Consider the following 17410-nt stretch of genomic DNA (forward strand, 5'->3'; position numbering starts at 1 on the left):
TCTTCGCGCTGGTGATCTCCGCGAAGCCGGCCCAGGCACACTCGATCGGCTCCGGCGGCCTGGCCGCGCTGCTGGTCTGGCTCGCGGCGATCGCCGTCGTCGGTGTCTTCGCCGCCCGGCTGCGCGGCGTGCCCGGCGCTGTGGCGCTCGGCGCGCTGGCCGGCATGGCGTTCTCCGCGGCCGCGGTGGCCGGCCGGCCGCTGGCCTCCAGCCACTCGATCCCCGAGTTCGTCTCGAGCCCGCTGCTCTACGTGCTGATCGGCGCGTCGCTGCTCGGCCAGTTGCTGATCGGCCTCGCGATGCAGCGCGGTTCGACGACGGCGGCGGTCGCCTCGATGGACGCCGCGGCCGCGGTGCCGGCGGCGGCGATCGGCCTGCTGTTCCTCGGTGACCAGATCCATTCGGGCCGCGAGTGGATGGCCGCGCTCGGCTTCTTCATCACGCTGGCCGCGGTGATCGGCCTGACCCGGTACGCCGAGCCGCAGCACCACCACACGACCGCGGAGCCCAGGCAGCGGGCGCTGACGGCCGGCCCCCGCGCGCTCAAGGCCCGCGCGCTGGCCGCCCGGCACCTGGCCGGCGACGCAGCCCGCACCGTGGTGGTCGCCCGGCCGATGCCCGCCGGACCCCCGCCCCGCTCGGGCGCCGGCCCTCGGTAGCACCGGCGCAAACCGCCTGATCGGCGCGAACGCGTCGCAGCGGCCCGGTGCGTCGGTTCGGTGGCGACGGGGTCGCCGCCGCGGCAAACCGGGTCGCATGAGGCCCGCCCGGACGGGGTAACGAACAGCCATGGCGCTCACCCGCCCGCTCGCCGAAGCGGTGGTCGTAATCACCGGTGCATCAAGCGGCACCGGCGCGGCGACGGCGCTCGCGGTGGCCCGCAACGGCGGCACGGTGGTGCTGGCCGCCCGGGGCGAGCCGGCGTTGGACGCGGTCGCCGATCGCTGCCGGGCGTTCGGCGGCCGGACCGCGGTGCTGCCCACCGACGTGACCGACCCGGTCGCCGTCACACAGCTCGCGGAGAGCGCGGTCGCCGTGTTCGGGCGACTGGACGCGTGGGTCAACAACGCCGCCACGGGCGCCGTCGGCCTCTTCGAGGAGATACCGATCGCGCAGCTCCGCCGGGTCGTCGAGGTCAACCTGCTCGGCACCGCGTACGGCATGCGGGCCGCCCTGCCGCACCTGCGCGCGAGCGGCGGCGGCGTCCTGGTCAACAACGCGTCCGGGCTGGCCACCATCGCGCTGCCGTACCAGTCGATCTACAACGCCGCGAAGCAGGGCATCCGCGGGCTCGCCGACACCGTCCGCCAGGAGCTGCGGGTGACCGGCGAGCGCGGGATCGCCATCTGCACCGTGCTGCCCGCCGGCACGGCCGCACCGGTCCGCCGGTACGCGGCCGGCCGGCGCATCGCGCCGCCACCACCGGTCCAGCCGCCGGAGGTGGCGGCCCAGACGATCGTGCGGCTGCTGACCAGGCCACGCCGCGAGGCGTACGCCGGTGGTCAGCGCTTCGCCTGGCGGTCGGTGCCGCTCGCGACCGAGGAGGTGCGCCGCCGCGCCACCGTTGGCGCGTCCGCGATGCTCGGCCTGGCCGCCGGCACCGCCGCGGGCACCATCGCCGCCGTCACGCGCCGACACACCCGGGGCCGACGATGGTGATCACGGCTCGCAACTCGCGTGGGAGGGCGCACGCCCGCGCACTCGACCTGCACAATGGAGCGATCATGCCGACCGACGTGCGTTTTCTGGTGGCCGCCGACGATCCGTACGCGATCGTCCAGCTCCAGGGCGCGCTCGACCGGACGTCGGCCGAGGCGCTGCGTGGTGCCCTGCTGTCCGTCGTCGCCGACCGCACACCGGCCGTGATCGAGGTGACCGGCCTGCGGATCGACGACCAGGCCGTGCTCTCGACCTTCGGCGAGGTGGCCCGGGAGACCGCCGACTGGCCCGCCGGCCACCCGCTGGTCAGCGTGCCGCCCGCCTCCGCCGGCCGCTGGCAGGGCGTCGGCTTCCGGATCGCCGACGGCGCCGGCCGGCCGCCCGCCCACTCGGTCGATCACCTGCTCCGGGCCGACCTCGAGCCGCTGACGGGCGCCGCCCGCAAGGCCCGTGAGCTGGTCACCGAGGCGTGCGCCCGCTGGGAGCTGCCGGCCGTGGCCGGGCCGGCCTGCATCGTCGCGACCGAGCTGGTCAACAACGTGGTCGCGCACGCCCACACCGCGATGATCCTGCTGGTCGGCCGGGGTGCCGACGGCGACACCCTGCACCTGTCGGTGCGCGACTGGTCGACCGCGCTGCCCGTCTACGCCGGGGCGGTGCCGACGACGGCGTACGGCGGCCGCGGCCTGCTCCTGATCGAAGCGGTCGCGCTGCGCTGGGGCGTCACCGACCTGCCCGACGGCAAAGTCGTCTGGTCGGTGGTCGCACCTGACTACGCGGGCTGAGGTTGTGGCAGGCTGGGCACGTGACCGGCATCTCCGACGCCCGCCTGCGTGAGCTGCGGCTCCTGCGCAAGGTCCGCGACCGGATCGACCGCGACTACGCGCAGCCGCTCGACGTCGAGGCGCTCGCCCGCGGCGTGCACGTCTCGGCCGGGCACCTGAGCCGGGCGTTCCGCGCCGCGTTCGGCGAGTCGCCCTACAGCTACCTGATGACGCGGCGGATCGAGCGGGCGATGACCCTGCTGCGCCGGGGCGACCTGTCGGTCACCGAGGTCTGCTTCGCGGTCGGCTGTGCGTCGTTGGGCACGTTCAGCACGCGCTTCTCGGAGCTGGTCGGCATGTCGCCGAGCGAATACCGCCAGCGTGCGGCCGGTGACGGCGCGGGCATCCCGGGCTGCGTCGCCAAGCAGGTCATGCGACCGATCAGGAATCGAGAAGCCGTCGCCGCGCCTGGGCACCTAACGTGACCAGCATGAGTCTCTCGATCGCACACACTTTCCTACCGACCGACGACCCCGAGAAGTCGCTCGCGTTCTACCGCGACGCGCTCGATTTCGAGGTGCTCAACGACGTCGGGCACGGCGCCATGCGGTGGATCACGGTCGCCCCGCCCGGTGGGCAGACCTCGATCGTGCTGCACCCGCCGGCCGCCGACCCCGGCATCACCGACGACGAGCGCCGCACCATCGCCGAGCTGATGGCCAAGGGGAGCTACGCCTCGATCGTGCTCGCCTCGCCGGATCTGACCAGCACCTTCGAGAAGGTGCAGGCGACGGGTGCGGAGGTCGTCCAGGAGCCGATGGACCAGCCGTACGGCGTCCGCGACTGCGCCTTCCGCGACCCCGCCGGCAACATGGTCAGGATCAACCAGCAGCCGTGATCAGGCGGCGTGCGGCGCCGTCATGATCGGGGCCAGCCCGGCCACGCGGAGCGTGCGGCGGACGTAGACCTGCATGCCGCTGATCCGCAGCCGCACGCCGGCGGCCCGGGCGGCTTCGTAGCCCGCGAGCAGCGCCGACACGCCCGCCGCGTCGATGATCGGCACGCCGGACAGGCTCACCGCCACGTCGCGCGGCTCCGGGCGCCCGGCGGCCAGCTCGACCGCCTCGAGCAGCGCCGTGCGCAGCGGTTCGGCGGTGTCCCGGTCGACCTCGCCGGCGATGTCGAGGCGGACCGTGCCGCCCTTGTCGTGGCGCCGGACGCTGATCTCGTGGTGGTCGACCGGACCGGCGCCGGCCTGCCACTGCCGCGGCGCGTCGCTGAGCATCGCCTCGCGCAGCCAGGCGAGCGCCCGGGAGAGCAGGCGGGACACGTGCATCTGCGAGATGCCCAGCTCGGTGGCGATCTCGGTCTGCGTCTTGTTGCCGTAGAAGCGCAGCGCCAGGATCCGCCGCTCGCGCTCGGGCAGCCGGCACAGCAGGCTGGCCACGGTCAGCCGGTCGTCGACGGCCTCCAGGCCCACGTCGGACCCGCCGATCAGGTCGCCCAGCTCGGCCTCGCTCTCGGCCCGGGCGGGCATGTTCAGCGACAGCGGGGTGTACGCGGCCGCCGTCTCCAGCGCCGCCAGCACGTCCTCCTCATCGACCCGGAGCCGTTCGGCCAGCTCGGGCACGGTCGGTGAGCGGCGCAGCTTGGCGGTCAGCTCGGTGGACGCCCGGTTGACCTCGATGCTGAGCTCCTGCATCCGGCGGGGCACGTGGACGCCCCAGGTGCGGTCCCGGAAATGACGGCGGAGCTCGCCGATGATGGTCGCCGCGGCGAAACCGGTGAAAGCCCCACGTTGTGGGTCAAAACGGTCCACGGCCTTCAGCAACCCCAGCCGCGCCACCTGTTCCAGGTCGTCCATCGGCTCACCGCGGCCTCGATAGCGCCGCGCGAGGCGGCCCGCGAACGGCATCGCCGAGCGGACCAGCTCTTCCCGCGCCGTACGCCGTGCATCATCTCCCGATCGCTGGGCATATGACATGGCGACGGCGTCGAGCGCCGGTAGGTCCAGTTCACCGGAAGCGGGCATGCCGCTGTGAAGGGTCATCGCGCAGCCTCCTCGTTCGCCCTCACCGCCGCCCTGGTAGGGCGGAGAGAGTCGGCACCGGGTATGTGGAATGTGCGCTCTGATGCCCGCGTCTTGAGCACCCCGGAGACCGCTGCGGAGCGGCCTCCCCTAAACGTGACCATACGTCGGTCCGCGCGAAGCGAGCAATGAATCCCGAACGGATTAGTTGCTACGAGGCATCCATCACACCACCGGACCGCCGGTTGTCCCGGCCGGGATAGGGGTAGAAGGCCCGGTATGCGCCGCGAAGACGAGTACCCAGAGCCCTGGTCGGACCCGGAGGCCGAAGGCCTGCCCGGCACCGCCGACGACGACTCCACCGCCTACGACGACGTCGACTCGGAACGCGAGGTCCAGGGACCGGACCCGGCCGCCCTGCCGGTCGACTCCCCCTTGGCCGTCGACCGGTTCGGCACCACCGGCGAGGAGGCCGAGCAGGGCGAGTCGCTCGACTACAAGCTGGCCCGGGAGAACGCGCCGGAGCCGGTCGACGACCCGCTGGCCACCCCGGCCGACGAGCAGATCCGGGACGAGGAGGACCTCGGCACCGAGCGCGCACAGGCGCAGCTCGACGCCGACGTGCTCGACGACGGTCCGCAGGAGAACCCGGACTCCGAGGCGTCGCTCTACGACACCGACGGGCTCGAGCTCGACGACGGCGGGCGGCCCATAGGGCGCCTGGTCGACCCGGCCCAGTTCGCCGGCGAGGACGAGCCCGAGGGCGGGCTCATCGACGACGAGGGCGACTCGATCGCGGAGGACGCCGGTGCGGCCGGCGGCGGCGCCACGGCCGAGGAGCTGGCCATGCACGAGACGGAGGAGCCGCCGTACGAGTGAGGGTCAGTCGAGACCCTGCTCTATCGCATATCTGGTCAGCTCCACGCGGTTGTGCAGCTGGAGCTTGCCCAGCGTGTTCTGCACGTGGTTCTGCACGGTCCGGTGCGAGACGCCGAGCCGCTCGGCGATCTGCTTGTACGACAGCCCCTTGGCCACGAGCCGCAGCACCTCGGTCTCCCGCTCGGTCAGCGCGGGCGCGCCGCTCTCGGCGGGTTCGGGAGCGGCCGCCAGCCGCCGGTACTCGCCCAGCACCAGGCCCGCGAGGCCGGGCGTGAACACCGCTTCGCCGGCGGCGGTGCGCGCGACCGCGGCGAGGAACTCGTCCGGCGCCGCCGACTTCACCAGGTAACCGGTCGCGCCCGCCTTCACCGCGTCCAGCACGCTCTGCTGCTCGCCGCTGGCCGAGAGCATGAGCACCCGCACCTCGGGCAGCGCCGCGCGCAGGCCGTGGATCACCTCGACGCCGGGCACGTCGGGCAGCTGCAGGTCGAGCACCACCACGTCGGGCCTGGTCGCGCCGGCGATCCGGACCGCCTGGCGCCCTTCTCCGGTGGTGGCGACCACCTCGTAGCCGGCCTCAGCGAGGTCGCGGGCGACCCCGGTGCGCCACATCGGATGGTCGTCGACCACCATCACCCGAATCGCGTCGCTCATACGGAGAGCTTAGGAACGACCAGCTCGATCTCGGTGCCCTGGCCCGGCGCGGAGTGGATGCGCACGGTGCCACCGAGGTCGGTGATCCGGCCGCGGATCGCCTGCGCGACGCCGAGCCGGCCCTCCAGCTCGGCCGCCGCCAGCCGGCCGGGCGCGATGCCGGCGCCGTCGTCGCGGACGGTGACGGTCACCGAGTCCGGCTCGTCCTCGACCAGCACGAAGACGCGGGCGTCCGCCCCCGCGTGCCGGGCGGCGTTGTCGAGCGCGGCGGCCACGGCGGCGGCGAGCTGGGTCGCCGCCTCCGCGGGCAGCGGCACGGCCGTCGCGGGCGCGGCCACGGATACGACGTCGCTGGCGTACGCGCTGACCAGCGCACCCAGGTCGACCACGCCGGTGGCGGACGGCGGCGGCGCGCCCGTCGCGATCAGGCGGCGCAGCGCGGCCTCCTGCTCCCCCGCCAGCCGGGCCAGCTCGCCCGCCTCGCCGTCGAGGCTCGCGCCCCGCCGCCGGACCAGCGCCAGCACCTGCAGCACCGAGTCGTGGATGTGCCGGGCCAGCCGCTCCCGCTCGCGGTTGGCCGCCTCCAGCTCCGTCGCCCGCTGCAGCCTCGCCTCCGCGATCGCGCCGAGCCGGGCAACGTGCCCCACACCCACGGCGGCCAGCAGCATCAGGGTCGTGCCGGTCAGCGACGACTGCGTCATCCGCGGCCGCACCGCCAGGTCGGCGAGACCGATCAGCAGCGCGGCCAGGATGCCGAGCCGCCGGCCGCCGGCGACCGCCCAGGCCAGCACCGGCGCGGCCAGCCAGGCGACCGCCAGCCCGGGCGTGCCGCTGCCGAGCGCCTCCCGCCCGACCACCCACTCGGCGGACAGCAGGACACCGGACGTCACCGCGAGGTCGGCGATCAGCAGCGGCCAGCGGCGCCGTTCCGGGCGGGCGAACAACCAGCTCGCCGCGATCGTCCAGCCGACCAGGACGACGGCCACCGGGATCGACGCGAGGGGTCGGCGGTAGTCGGCGGCGTTGCTCACGATCAGCGCCAGCGCGAAGGCCAGCGAGGCGAACCGGTAGACGACGATCGCGCGCCACAGTGGACCCTGCAGCCCGCTGGCGGACGGCGGCTGGATCACGCGGGCCGGAGCGCGAGGACGCAGGTGTCGTCGCCGGGGTTGGCCGGCTGGAGGCGCTCGATGAGCCGGTCGACCGCGACCGGGCCGGCGGCGGCGACCGTGCGCAGCAGCGGGCCGAGCCAGTCGCTGTCGTAGCCGCCCCGGCGCTCGATCAGGCCGTCGGTGTAGAGCAGCACCGTGTCCCCTTCGGCCAGCGTGGTCGTGACGGTCTCGTACGTGCTGTCCGGCCGTGCGCCGACGATCATCCCGGGTGGCCGGGTGAGCGCCGAGGCCGTGCCGCCGGAGACCAGGATCGGCGGCGGGTGGCCGGCCTGCGCCCAGGTCAGCTCCCGGGTCTCCGGATCGAAGTGTGCCACCACGACGGTCGCCGTGGGTTCACTGGCGTCGTCGTGCACGATCCGGTTGAGGAAGCCGAGCAGCTCGCCGGGCTCGGTGCTGGTCACGGCCAGGGCGGCCACGGAGTGCCGCAGCCGGGCCATCGTCGCGGCGGCGGTGATGCCGTGCCCGGCGACGTCGCCGACCGCGAGCAGGCTGCGGCCGTTGGGCAGCTCGACCAGGTCGTACCAGTCGCCGCCGACCCGGCTCGTCACCTCGGCCGGCAGGTAGCGGACCGCGACGTCGAGCCCGGGCAGGTGCAGCACGCCGGTCGGGATCGGCAGGATGATCTGCTGCAGCGCCACGACCAGGCGGTGCTCCGTCTGCTGGCTGCGCAGGCGCTCGGCCAGCTCCGCCTCGATGTCGACCAGGCGGGCGCGGTCCCGGGCGGCGGCCTCGCGGGCCGTCACGTCCTGCACGATGCCGTAGACCTTGAGCACCCCGCCGGTCCGGTCGCGGATCGTCTCGAACCGGGCCCGCAGGTGGCGCTCCTGCCCGCCGACCATGATCCGGAAGTTGAGGTCGGCCGACTGGCCGTGCTCGAACACCCGGGCGAGCTGCGGCGCGATCCGCGGTGCGTCCTGCGGGTGGAGCTGGCTGGTCGCCTCCTCCAGGGTCGGCGGCCCGCTCTCCGGGTCCCGCCGGAAGATCGCATAGAGGCCCTCGGACCAGTAGACGCTGCCCGTGGTCAGGTCCCACTCGCCCCAGCCCAGCCGGCCGAGCCGCTCGGTCTGCGCGATCCGGGCGGCCAGCCGGCGCTCCTCGTCGTGCCGGGTCCAGGTCAACAGCACGCCGCCGCCGAACTGGGAGATCCGCACGGTGAACACGGCGGTCTCGATGCCGGCCGTCTGCGGCGTGTAGGTGAACGGGCCGATCTCGCGTGGCCGGCCGGACTCGAGCACCTGGGTCAGCGAGTGCCACAGCTCGGTGCCGACCAGGCTCGGATAGCTGGTCGCCGTGCTGGTGCCGACCAGCTCCCGGCCGCGCAGGCCGGTCACGTCGGTGGCCTCCGGGCTGGCCGCGACCAGCACCCAGTCGACGATCGCGCCCGCCGCGTCGCGGATCGGCACGGAGACGCCGACCGCGCCCGGCAGCGCGTCGAGCATCGACTGCGCGTCGGTGATCCAGCCGGCCTGGTGCGGATGGGCCCGCAGCCGGTCGGCGATCTCGCCGGCGATCTCGTCGACGATCCGGCTGACCGCCTCGCGCACCGGCGCCGGGAACGGTTGCTGCTTGACGAAGAAGGCGACCACGACGGCGACCGCGGTCCCGTCGCCGACGGGCACCACCGCGCGGGACGGCCACTCCGCGCCGGGACCGCCGACCAGCAGGTAGTGCGGCGGCGTCGCGGTGCGGTCGGGCAGGAACAGGGGGTCCCGGGTACGCGCGACGTAGCCGGCCTCGGTCGGCGGGTGTGCCGGCACCCGGCTCCACGCGTCGACCACGGCCGGCGGCACCCCGGCGGCGCCCACGAGCTGCAGCGAGGCGTCCGGCTCGACCGCGTAGACCGCCACCGCGTCCGCGCCCGTCTCGTGCGCCAGCCGCTCCCGCAGCGTCCCGGCAAGGTCGGCCAGCGGCTCCCGGCCGGGCGCGGCCACGGCCCGGGCGGCCATCCTGGCGGCCTCGGCGGCCGCGGCGCTGGCCATCCGGCGGACCTCGTCGAACGGGGCGGTGGAGACCGGCGCACGGGAGCTGTCGAGCACGGCCGCGGCGGCCTCCGCCTCCGAGACGCCGGACCGGTCGGCGAGCCCGCGCAGCCGCTGTCTCGCCTCTCCCAGGGAACACTCCAGCCGCTCCGCCAACACCGAAACCGCGGCGTCGACCAGGGCGGCCAGTGGGCCGTCGCCTCCGGGGACCATCCGGTTGTCCGGCACGCTCCGACGATCCCACAGACGTCGGGCTCGTGGCGTGCGATGCGTGCCACCAGGGCCGCTGGGCACGCGAGGGCGGATGCGGGGGTGGCCGGCAGGACGTAGTGTGATTGAGAGCCGCCGCCGCGTGCCGGCGGCTCCAGGCTGCGGAAGCGGCCCTGACCAGCAATTCCGAGGCGGCACATGACCGACGACGGGCACCTTCGGCCGGAGGCGGTTGTGCCCTCCTCTGGGCCGCCGCTGCTCGCCGAGACCTTCGCGCGCGGCCAGGTCACCGGTCTCCGGCACGCGTTCGCCGCCTGCGTCGCGGCCGCCGGCCTGCGCGACCAGCGCCTTGACGACTTCGTCCTGGCCGTCAACGAGCTGATCACCAACGCGGTGCGGCACGGCGGGGGCGCCGGCCGGCTCCGCCTCTGGCGCAACGGCGTGACCCTGGTCTGCGAGGTGTCCGACGGCGGCGGCGGGATCGGCGTGGAACGGCTGGCCAACCATGATCGCCCGGCACCCGACACGGCCGGCGGCTGGGGCCTGTGGCTCGCCGAACAGCTCAGCGACAGCATGGTGGTGACGAGCGGGCCGGCCGGGACGACCGTCCAGATCACGACGGGTCTGCACGGCCCCACCGGCCTGCACAGCAGCACCACCGGCGGGCACAGCACCACCGCCATGGACGGCGCCACCCACCTTGCCGACCCGGCGGGTGCCGCGGAGCGGCTGGAGTGAGCACGGACCCGGCGCCCCGGCAGGCGACCGGCGGCCCGCGGATCGAGGCGACCGAGGTCGCCGCTCCGCTCGTGGTCACGACGGAACCAGCCGGCGAGACCCTGCGCCTGCGGCTGGCCGGCGAGCTCGACATGTCCACCGCGGCCGAGCTGTTGGAGCGGATCGCCGACCTGGCGGCCGGCGGCTCACCGCGCGTGGTCGTCGACCTGACCGCGCTGACGTTCTGCGACTCGGCGGGGCTGACCACGTTCGTCCGCGGCGACCGGCGGTGCGCCGAGGCCGGTGGCTGGCTGCGGCTGACCGGGGCGCACGGTCACGTGGCCCGGGTGATCGAGATCAGCGGTGTCGGCGACTCCCTCCTCTACCGCCCGTCCTGATCGAGATCCGGGTCGGCCTGGTCGGGCGGCTCCGGCAGCAGCTGCCCGCTCAGCCACGCGTCGGCGTCGAGGTCGAGGCGGTCCGCCTCGCGCCCGCGTGGGACCTGGACGTAGGTGTCCGCGAGGAATGCGGCGATCGTCGCCCGCGGCGCTTCGAGCAGTGCCTGGCCGTCGGGCGACGTCAGCGCCAGCGCGACGGCGTCGCCCTGGGTGGTGCGCCACGGCCAGATCCGCACGTCGCCGAGCCCGCTCGGCTCGTCGAGGCCCGCCGCCAGCAGCTCGCGCGCGAACGACCAGCTGACCGCGTCGCTGCGGCGCCGGTCGAGAAAGAACCGCACCTGCACCGCGTACGGGTCCGCCGGGTCGTAGTGCAACCCGCAGGGCACCGGAACCCCCGTCGCGTCCGGCGCGAGCAGGCGAACCACCGTCTCCACCGCGACCCTGGCCGGCTGTCGCGTCTGCTCCCCACCCGTCCCGTCGACCGCCGGAACCGGCTCACGCTCCATGCCGTCCCCCTCTCACCCGGTCGTGCACCATGCCGATCGGAGGGCTCACCCGATCGTGTTGCGTGAATGGTGCCGTGTGTCAAGAGGGTGGGGTCGCACACGGCGTGCGCGCAACCCGTCCTTTTCTGGTCCCGCCGGAGGGACCGTCGAACGTGGAGCCGTCGAGGTCAGACGAGCAGCAGGCTGGCGGCGATCGCGACCATGATGGCGGCGACGACGCCGTCGAGCACACGCCAGGCGGCCGGGCGGGCCAGCACCGGAGCCAGCCGGCGGGCTCCGCCGCCCAGCGCGGCGAACCAGATCACGCTGGCCGCCGCCGCGCCGGCGGCGAACACCCACTGGTAGCGGTGCTGGTTGGCGATCGCGCCGAGCAGCAGCACGGTGTCGAGGTAGACGTGCGGGTTGAGGTAGGTGAAGGCGAGGCAGGCGACCAGGGTGGCGCGCAGCGTGGCGGGCCGGGCCTCGCTCGGGCGGAGCGCGGCCGGGCGCAGCGCACGGCTTGCAGCGAGCACCGCGTAGCCCAGCAGGAAGGCGGCACCGCACCACTTGGCCACCTGGAGCAGCGTCGGCCGGTCGGCGATCGCGGTGCCCAGGCCGGCGACGCCGAGCGAGATCAACAGCGCGTCGGACACGGCGCAGGTGATCACCACGGCCCAGACGTGCTCGCGGCGCAGCCCCTGGCGCAGGACGAACGCGTTCTGGGCGCCGATCGCCGCGATGAGCGCGAGCGAGTTGGCGAACCCGGCGAGCACGGAGGTGAGCATGGGCGAACCGTACGTGGGCCGGGCGCCCGTACTCCAGCTAAGGTTTTTCATGCTTGTTTAGAATTCTTCATCATGGCGCTCGACTCGACCCAGCTCGCGACGTTCGCCGCTGTGGTCGACGAAGGCAGCTTCGAGGCGGCGGCGCGGGTCCTGCACGTCACCCCGTCGGCGGTCAGCCAGCGGATCAAGGCGCTGGAGCACGCGGTCGGCCAGGTCGTGCTGCGCCGGGCGAAGCCGTGCCGGGCGACCCCGGCGGGCCGGCCCCTGCTGCGGCTGGCCGGCCAGATCGCGGTGCTGGAGCGCGAGGCCCTGGCCGCCGCCGGCCGGCGCGACGAGCCGTGGTCCCGCGCGGCCGTCGTGGTCAACGCGGACTCGCTGGCCACCTGGTTCCTGCCGGCGCTGGTCACGGCCGGCGACCGGATCCTGTTCGACGTGCGCGAGGACGACCAGGACCACACCGCGGAGCTGCTGCGCGACGGCGCCGTGATGGCCGCGGTCACGGCGCAGCGCGAGGCGGTGCAGGGCTGCCGGGCGGAACGGCTGGGCGCGATGCGCTACCTGGCCACGGCCACGCCGGCGGTGGCGCGCCGCTGGTTCCCGGCCGGCGGCACACCCGCCGAGTTCGCCGCGGCACCGATGCTCGTCCTGGACCGCAAGGACCGCCTGCAGCACCGCTTCCTGCGGACGCTGACCCCGCGCCCGCCCGAGCCGCCGACCCACTACGTCCCGTCCGCCTGGGGCTTCACCGAGGCGATCCGCCTGGGCGTCGGCTGGGGCCTGATGCCGGAACAGCTCGCGGACGCCGACCTGGCCGCGGGCCGCGTGGTCCGGCTGGCCCCGGAGCAGCACCTCGACGTGTCCCTCTACTGGCAACACTGGAAGCTCACCTCGGCGGTCCTCACGTCCCTGACCAAGGCCGTCCGCTCCGCGGCCGCGGCCGCCCTGCGCTAGCCGCCTTACTTCTCGGCGCCCTGCCCGTGGTAGAACGGCACGCCCGCCTTGGCCATCGCCTTGATGATCTGCGCGGACTCGCCGAAGCCGATGAGCAGCACGCCGTCGGGGCTCGTGGCCTTGATCTGGCTGGCCCCGGCGCCGAAGTCGATGTCCGGAGCGCCCGGCGTCGGCGGCTCGTACACCATGGTCTCGACCTTGTCGGCCGGGAAGCCCGCCTTCGTCAACTCCTCGATGACGTTGTCCTTCAGGCCGATGCCGTACGAGTCGTCGCGGGCCACGATCGCGATCTGGCTCGGACCGTCGCGGAGGATCACGTCGGCCAGCGCCCGCCCCTGCAGGATGTCGGACGGCGAGGTGCGGAAGAACAGGCCCTTGTCGTCGATCGTGGTGAGGCCGGCGTCGGTGTTGCACGGCGAGAAGAGGATCAGGCCGGCCTTGACCACGTCGGGCAGCACCTCGCGGGAGATGCTCGACGCGCCCGCGCCGATGATCACGCTGACCTTCTTCGCGATGTGGCTGGCCACGGTCTGCTTCGCGACCTCCGGGCTGGTGCCGTCGTCGCCGGGCACCCACTCGACGTCTTGCTCGAACACGCCACCCGCGGCGTTCAGTTCCTTGACCGCGAGCGCGGCGCCGGCCGCCATCGGCGGGTTGGCGAGCGCCAGGTCGCCGGTCTCCGGGAGCAGTCCACCGATCTTCAGCGGGTCCTTCGCGTCGTCGGCCGGCACGCTCCGCGGCGGCTTCCGCGTGCTGGTGGTCGACTCGTCGCCCGCGCCGACGTACTCGGTCTTGCTGTCGTCGAGCCGGTCCTCCGGTCCGAAGTGGAGCGTCGCGTAGCTCGCGGTCGACGGCTCGCCGGCGTCGGTGAACCCGCCGCGGGTCAGCGAGATCCCGCGGTAGTTGAGGTCGGTGCCCGCGCGCGCGAGCGCCAGGCAGTCCGCCACCGCCGTGCACTCGGTGCCACCGGTGGTGATCGAGTTGATCTGCTTGGCGATCGCGGCCGGATCGTTGCTGCCGGCCTGCTCGGCGGCGAGCGCGCTGATCACCACCGCGTCGTAGGTCTCGCCGGCGAACAGGTAGTCGCTCAGGTCGGGGTGCACCGCCAGCAGCCGGGCCTTGAAGTCCGCGGACAACGGGGTGAGCGGTGTGGTGCCCTTCATCCCGGCCAGCAGGCCGGCCTGCCCCTCGAACTCGTCGCGCAAGGTATTGATCATGTTGCCGTCGGTGCCGTATAGCCTGGTCAGGGTGCCGGCTGCGGTTTCGAAGTCGCCTTCGGGTTTCGGGGTGCCCTGCTGGCACGCGGCGACGGTCAGCACGAGCGCGGCGGACATGGCGGTGGCCACGTGCCGCACTCCGCGGGAGACGAGCATCGGTTGTGCGTCCTTCCTCTCCCCCAGGTCCGGGGCCAGGAAAGCCTGCCACATTCAACATGTTGCATGAGGATTGCTCGTCTACTTCCGCGGTAACAACGACGCTGGTCACGGGACCGCATCGACCGTCGTCCGGGCGTTTATCCGGCCACCAGCGACTACGGCGTCCTGCCGTGGCTTCCCTTCGACGTACGCCGCGTAGTCGGCGACCTCGAACCGGGGTGTGCTCGTCCCGTGCGTGGCGTCCCACTCGTCGAGGAACGTGTCGAAGGTGGTGCGCCAAGCGGCCTCGTGCAGGCTCGCGGCTGTCGTCAGCACCCCGTCGAGGCCGAACAGGACGCCGTCGAAGTCGTCCGGGCTGACCGGTGACCGCCGCACGGGGTCAGCCCCGCTCTGCCCAGTCGCCCAACGACCAGTCCCGCACCTCGGGCATGTCCTCCAGGTGCTCGACCACGTACCGCTCGTGCCGGCGGAGCTGCTGCTCGCACCAGGCCTTCAGCTCGCTCGCCCCGGCCGGGGTTCGCCGCGCGCGCTCGAGCGCGGCGATCACCAGGTGGTACCGGGATGCCCGGTTGCGTACCACCATGTCGAACGGGGTGGTGGTCGTGCCCTCCTCGATGAAACCCCGCACATGGAACCGGTCCGCGTCCGGTCGGCCGTGCACCAGCTGGTGGATCGCGCCCGGGTAGCCGTGGAAGGCGAACACCACGTCGACGTGATCGGTGAACAGCTCGCGGAACAGGGTCCCGTCCATGCCGTGCGGGTGGACCGCGGGTCGCGCCAGCGCCATCAGGTCGACCACGTTGACCACCCGCGTGGCGAGGTGCGGCAGCCGCTCGCGCAGGATCTCCGCGGCGGCGACCGTCTCCATGGTGACCACGTCCCCGGCGCACGCCAGCACGATGTCGGGGTCCGAGCGCCCGTCCTCCGTGCCGGCCCACGGCCACACCCCGGCACCCCGGGTGCAGTGCGCGACCGCCTCGTCCATGGTCAGCCACTGCAGCTGCGGCTGCTTGTCGATGACGACCACGTTCACGCACGACCGCGACCGCATGCAGCGGTCAGCCACCGACAGCAGTGTGTTCGCGTCCGGCGGCAGGTAGACCCGGCTGATCGTGCCGCGGTGGGTGATGACGTTCTGGATCAGGCCCGGCCCCTGGTGGCTGAACCCGTTGTGGTCCTGCCGCCACGCGGTCGAGGTCAGCAGGATGTTCAGGCTCGGCACCGGCGCCCGCCACTTCAGGTCGTGCGCCTCCTGCAGCCACTTGGCATGCTGCACGGTCTGCGAGGCCGACACCATGGCGAACGCCTCGTACGTGGCGAACCAGCCGTGCCGGCCGGTCAGCGTGTAACCCTCCAGCCAGCCGTGGCAGGCGTGCTCAGAGAGCACCTCCATCACCCGGCCGTCCCGCGATATCGCCACGTCCCCGTCGATCACCCGCTCGGCGAACGCCCGGTCGGACACCTCGAACACCGCACCGAGCCGGTTGCTGTTGGTCTCGTCCGGGGAGAACAGCCGGAACCGGTCCGGGTTGCGGGCGTAGGTGTCGCGCATGAGCTCACCGAGCTTGCGCGTCGACTCCAGGCGGGACCGGGCCGGCGCCTTCACCGGCACCGCGTAGTCACGGAAGTCCGGCAGGTCCAGATCGACGGCGAGCAGACCTCCGTTCGCGTACGGGCTGCCGCTCATCCGCAGGTCCCCGTCCGGATTGACCGAGAGCACCAGCGCCGTGGGGGTGCCGCGGTCGTCGAAGAGCTCCTCGGGCCGGTAGGAGCGCATCCAGTCCTCGAGGATCCGCAGGTGCGCCTTGTTGCCGCGGACGCCGGACACGGGCACCTGGTGAGCGCGGAACGTGCCCGCCACCCGTACCCCGTCCACGACGTCCGGGCCGGTCCAGCCCTTCGGGGTGCGCAGCACGATCATCGGCCACCGGGGTCGCGTGCCGTCCCAGTCGCCGCCCCGCGCGGCCGCCTGGATCGCCTTGATCGACGCCCACGCCCGCGCCAGCGCCTCGGCGAACCGGTGGTGCATGCCCGGCAGGTCGTCACCCTCGACCTCGACCACCTCGTACCCGTGCCCGCCCAACAGCGACCGGACCTCGCCCGGGTCCTTGCGGGCCAGCACCGTCGGCCCGGCGATCTTCGCGCCGTTGAGGTGGATCACCGGCAGCACCGCCCCGTCGCGGGCCGGGTTCAGGAACGAGATCTGCTTCCACGACCCCTCCAGCGGCGCGGTCTCGGCCTCGCCGTCGCCGACCACCGCCAGCGCGATCAGGTCCGGGTTGTCGATCACCGCCCCGAACGCGTGCAGCAGCACGTAACCGAGCTCGCCGCCCTCGTGGATGGACCCCGGGATCGGCACCGACACGTGACTCGGGATGCCACCCGGTGAGGAGAACTGCCGGAACAGCCGCCGCAGCCCCTCCTCGTCCCGGGTGACGTCCGGGTAGATCTCGGTGTAGGTGCCCTCCAGATAGCCGGCCCCCACCAGGGTCGGGCCGCCGTGTCCCGGACCGGTCAGGTAGATCATCCGCTGCCCGGTGTGCTGGATCAGCCGGGACGCGTGCGCGTACACCAGTGCCAGGCCCGGGCTCGTGCCCCAGTGACCCAGGAGCCGCGGCTTGATGTGCTCGGCCTTCAGCGGCTCGCGCAGCAGCGGATTGGCCATCAGGTAGATCTGGCCGACGGTCAGGTAGTTGCTGGCGCGCCACCACGCGTCGACCGCGGCGACGTCAGCGTCGCTGGGATGCGCGAGCCGGTCCACGAGGTGCGCGGCGGGCCCGACGGTGCTGGCGTAGGTGGCCACGAGACTCCGTTCACCAGGGTGCAATTGCCCGAATAGCACATTACGCCCACAATCCCCCCGCGGTTCACCAACGCACGACGTCGGGGTCGGGCGGCAGCGGCTGCGACAGCTTCCCGGTCGACAGCACCCGGCCGTCGCGGTCGGTCGCCTCGAAGACCAGGTCCGGGTCGTGCGGCGCGTCGACGACCGCGGCCGACCCCTGCACGGCCGCGGTGTCGACCACCGCGCCGTGGTCCATGGCCCGCACCGTCGTGGCGCCGTCCGGCGCGACGACGAGCACCGAGGGGCTCTCGCCCAGGCGCAGCGGCAGCACGGCGGTGCGGTCGCCCGGGTCGTCGGCCCGCCAGACGCTCATCGCCATGCCCAGCGAACCGTCGTTCGCGGGCTCGCCGTACTCGAGGTTCGTGGTGACCTGCCAGCCGCCGCGGGCCCACGGCGTCGCGGTGACCACCGCGGTGCTGTCCGGCACCCCGCTCGAGCCGGGCTCGAAGTCCTTCACGGCGCCGCCTGCCGCTGCTCAACTCCATGTACTACAGCCTGTTCGACACG

18 protein-coding genes and 1 pseudogene are annotated in these 17410 nt (G+C 73.6%); 9 read left to right on the forward strand and 10 right to left on the reverse strand.

The window, feature by feature from the left end; translation table 11 throughout:
* The 5 genes and pseudogenes from AB0H87_RS22745 to AB0H87_RS22765 form a co-directional block, all read left to right on the forward strand.
* Positions 1 to 659: pseudogene (locus AB0H87_RS22745) on the forward strand (hypothetical protein); the annotation flags it as partial.
* Between the two features lie 130 nt (positions 660 to 789).
* Positions 790 to 1659: an SDR family NAD(P)-dependent oxidoreductase gene (locus tag AB0H87_RS22750; protein ID WP_360148890.1), complete on the forward strand. Its 870-nt coding sequence runs from the start codon at positions 790 to 792 to the stop codon at positions 1657 to 1659.
* A gap of 65 nt (positions 1660 to 1724) precedes the next feature.
* Positions 1725 to 2444, forward strand: a complete 720-nt coding sequence (locus tag AB0H87_RS22755) for an ATP-binding protein (protein WP_360148893.1) — start codon at positions 1725 to 1727, stop codon at positions 2442 to 2444.
* A 20-nt stretch (positions 2445 to 2464) separates the two neighbouring features.
* Positions 2465 to 2908, forward strand: coding sequence for a helix-turn-helix transcriptional regulator (locus AB0H87_RS22760; RefSeq protein ID WP_360148896.1), 444 nt, complete (start codon positions 2465 to 2467; stop codon positions 2906 to 2908).
* A 5-nt stretch (positions 2909 to 2913) separates the two neighbouring features.
* A complete protein-coding gene (locus AB0H87_RS22765) occupies positions 2914 to 3321 on the forward strand; it encodes a VOC family protein (RefSeq protein ID WP_360148899.1) in 408 nt (135 codons plus the stop codon).
* On the opposite strand, the gene AB0H87_RS22770 is transcribed toward AB0H87_RS22765, so the two are convergent.
* The gene (locus tag AB0H87_RS22770; protein ID WP_360148902.1) at positions 3322 to 4473 is read right to left on the reverse strand and encodes a SigB/SigF/SigG family RNA polymerase sigma factor; all 1152 of its coding nucleotides are present in this window, start codon (positions 4471 to 4473) and stop codon (positions 3322 to 3324) included. It lies immediately after the preceding gene.
* 258 nt (positions 4474 to 4731) lie between these two features.
* Between AB0H87_RS22770 and AB0H87_RS22775 the strand changes: the two genes are divergently transcribed.
* Positions 4732 to 5331 carry a DUF5709 domain-containing protein gene (locus AB0H87_RS22775; RefSeq protein WP_360148905.1) on the forward strand — a complete coding sequence of 200 codons (600 nt, stop codon included), beginning with the start codon at positions 4732 to 4734 and terminating at the stop codon, positions 5329 to 5331.
* Between the two features lie 3 nt (positions 5332 to 5334).
* Here AB0H87_RS22775 and AB0H87_RS22780 read toward each other — a convergent pair whose 3' ends face one another.
* Genes AB0H87_RS22780 through AB0H87_RS22790 form a run of 3 tightly spaced genes read right to left on the reverse strand, consistent with a single transcriptional unit; the run spans position 5335 to position 9364 of the window.
* The gene (locus tag AB0H87_RS22780) at positions 5335 to 5985 is read right to left on the reverse strand and encodes a response regulator transcription factor (protein WP_360148908.1); all 651 of its coding nucleotides are present in this window, start codon (positions 5983 to 5985) and stop codon (positions 5335 to 5337) included.
* Positions 5982 to 7115, reverse strand: coding sequence for a DUF5931 domain-containing protein (locus AB0H87_RS22785; protein ID WP_360148911.1), 1134 nt, complete (start codon positions 7113 to 7115; stop codon positions 5982 to 5984). The genes AB0H87_RS22780 and AB0H87_RS22785 overlap by 4 nt, the downstream gene beginning before the upstream one ends.
* Positions 7112 to 9364 (reverse strand): SpoIIE family protein phosphatase, encoded by a 2253-nt coding sequence (locus AB0H87_RS22790; RefSeq protein WP_360148914.1) that lies wholly within the window; start codon positions 9362 to 9364, stop codon positions 7112 to 7114. The genes AB0H87_RS22785 and AB0H87_RS22790 overlap by 4 nt, the downstream gene beginning before the upstream one ends.
* 180 nt (positions 9365 to 9544) lie before the next feature.
* Here AB0H87_RS22790 and AB0H87_RS22795 point away from each other — a divergent pair, with 180 nt between their 5' ends.
* On the forward strand, positions 9545 to 10084 hold the full coding sequence (locus tag AB0H87_RS22795) for an ATP-binding protein (RefSeq protein ID WP_360148917.1): 540 nt from the start codon (positions 9545 to 9547) through the stop codon (positions 10082 to 10084).
* Positions 10081 to 10461, forward strand: coding sequence for an STAS domain-containing protein (locus AB0H87_RS22800; protein ID WP_360148920.1), 381 nt, complete (start codon positions 10081 to 10083; stop codon positions 10459 to 10461). The genes AB0H87_RS22795 and AB0H87_RS22800 overlap by 4 nt, the downstream gene beginning before the upstream one ends.
* Here the strand turns inward: AB0H87_RS22800 and AB0H87_RS22805 are convergent.
* Both AB0H87_RS22805 and AB0H87_RS22810 read right to left on the reverse strand, forming a co-directional pair.
* The gene (locus AB0H87_RS22805) at positions 10446 to 10967 is read right to left on the reverse strand and encodes an SsgA family sporulation/cell division regulator (RefSeq protein ID WP_360148923.1); all 522 of its coding nucleotides are present in this window, start codon (positions 10965 to 10967) and stop codon (positions 10446 to 10448) included. The two genes, AB0H87_RS22800 and AB0H87_RS22805, sit on opposite strands and share 16 nt — an antisense overlap.
* A gap of 167 nt (positions 10968 to 11134) precedes the next feature.
* On the reverse strand, positions 11135 to 11731 hold the full coding sequence (locus AB0H87_RS22810) for a LysE/ArgO family amino acid transporter (protein ID WP_360148926.1): 597 nt from the start codon (positions 11729 to 11731) through the stop codon (positions 11135 to 11137).
* 72 nt (positions 11732 to 11803) lie between these two features.
* On the opposite strand from AB0H87_RS22810, the gene AB0H87_RS22815 reads away from it, so the two are divergent.
* On the forward strand, positions 11804 to 12682 hold the full coding sequence (locus AB0H87_RS22815; protein ID WP_360148929.1) for a LysR family transcriptional regulator ArgP: 879 nt from the start codon (positions 11804 to 11806) through the stop codon (positions 12680 to 12682).
* A 5-nt stretch (positions 12683 to 12687) separates the two neighbouring features.
* On the opposite strand, the gene AB0H87_RS22820 is transcribed toward AB0H87_RS22815, so the two are convergent.
* From AB0H87_RS22820 to AB0H87_RS22835, 4 genes are all read right to left on the reverse strand, one after another.
* Positions 12688 to 14055: an ABC transporter substrate-binding protein gene (locus tag AB0H87_RS22820; protein WP_360148932.1), complete on the reverse strand. Its 1368-nt coding sequence runs from the start codon at positions 14053 to 14055 to the stop codon at positions 12688 to 12690.
* A 108-nt stretch (positions 14056 to 14163) separates the two neighbouring features.
* The gene (locus AB0H87_RS22825) at positions 14164 to 14433 is read right to left on the reverse strand and encodes a hypothetical protein (RefSeq protein WP_360148935.1); all 270 of its coding nucleotides are present in this window, start codon (positions 14431 to 14433) and stop codon (positions 14164 to 14166) included.
* 4 nt (positions 14434 to 14437) lie between these two features.
* Positions 14438 to 16861 (reverse strand): phosphoketolase family protein, encoded by a 2424-nt coding sequence (locus AB0H87_RS22830; protein ID WP_360148938.1) that lies wholly within the window; start codon positions 16859 to 16861, stop codon positions 14438 to 14440.
* Between the two features lie 64 nt (positions 16862 to 16925).
* Positions 16926 to 17360 carry a hypothetical protein gene (locus tag AB0H87_RS22835; RefSeq protein WP_360148941.1) on the reverse strand — a complete coding sequence of 145 codons (435 nt, stop codon included), beginning with the start codon at positions 17358 to 17360 and terminating at the stop codon, positions 16926 to 16928.
* Positions 17361 to 17410: the final 50 nt, after the last annotated feature.

This window comes from Asanoa sp. NPDC050611, assembly GCF_040654855.1.
Taxonomy (GTDB): Bacteria; Actinomycetota; Actinomycetes; order Mycobacteriales; family Micromonosporaceae; genus Asanoa.

Coding starts and splice junctions, on each gene's coding strand:
- AB0H87_RS22750 (WP_360148890.1), top strand. CDS start 790: ATGGCGCTCACCCGCCCGCTCGCCGAAGCGGTGGTCGTAATCACCGGT.
- AB0H87_RS22755 (WP_360148893.1), top strand. CDS start 1,725: ATGCCGACCGACGTGCGTTTTCTGGTGGCCGCCGACGATCCGTACGCG.
- AB0H87_RS22765 (WP_360148899.1), top strand. CDS start 2,914: ATGAGTCTCTCGATCGCACACACTTTCCTACCGACCGACGACCCCGAG.
- AB0H87_RS22770 (WP_360148902.1), bottom strand. CDS start 4,473: ATGACCCTTCACAGCGGCATGCCCGCTTCCGGTGAACTGGACCTACCG.
- AB0H87_RS22775 (WP_360148905.1), top strand. CDS start 4,732: ATGCGCCGCGAAGACGAGTACCCAGAGCCCTGGTCGGACCCGGAGGCC.
- AB0H87_RS22780 (WP_360148908.1), bottom strand. CDS start 5,985: ATGAGCGACGCGATTCGGGTGATGGTGGTCGACGACCATCCGATGTGG.
- AB0H87_RS22795 (WP_360148917.1), top strand. CDS start 9,545: ATGACCGACGACGGGCACCTTCGGCCGGAGGCGGTTGTGCCCTCCTCT.
- AB0H87_RS22805 (WP_360148923.1), bottom strand. CDS start 10,967: ATGGAGCGTGAGCCGGTTCCGGCGGTCGACGGGACGGGTGGGGAGCAG.
- AB0H87_RS22810 (WP_360148926.1), bottom strand. CDS start 11,731: ATGCTCACCTCCGTGCTCGCCGGGTTCGCCAACTCGCTCGCGCTCATC.
- AB0H87_RS22815 (WP_360148929.1), top strand. CDS start 11,804: ATGGCGCTCGACTCGACCCAGCTCGCGACGTTCGCCGCTGTGGTCGAC.
- AB0H87_RS22820 (WP_360148932.1), bottom strand. CDS start 14,055: ATGCTCGTCTCCCGCGGAGTGCGGCACGTGGCCACCGCCATGTCCGCC.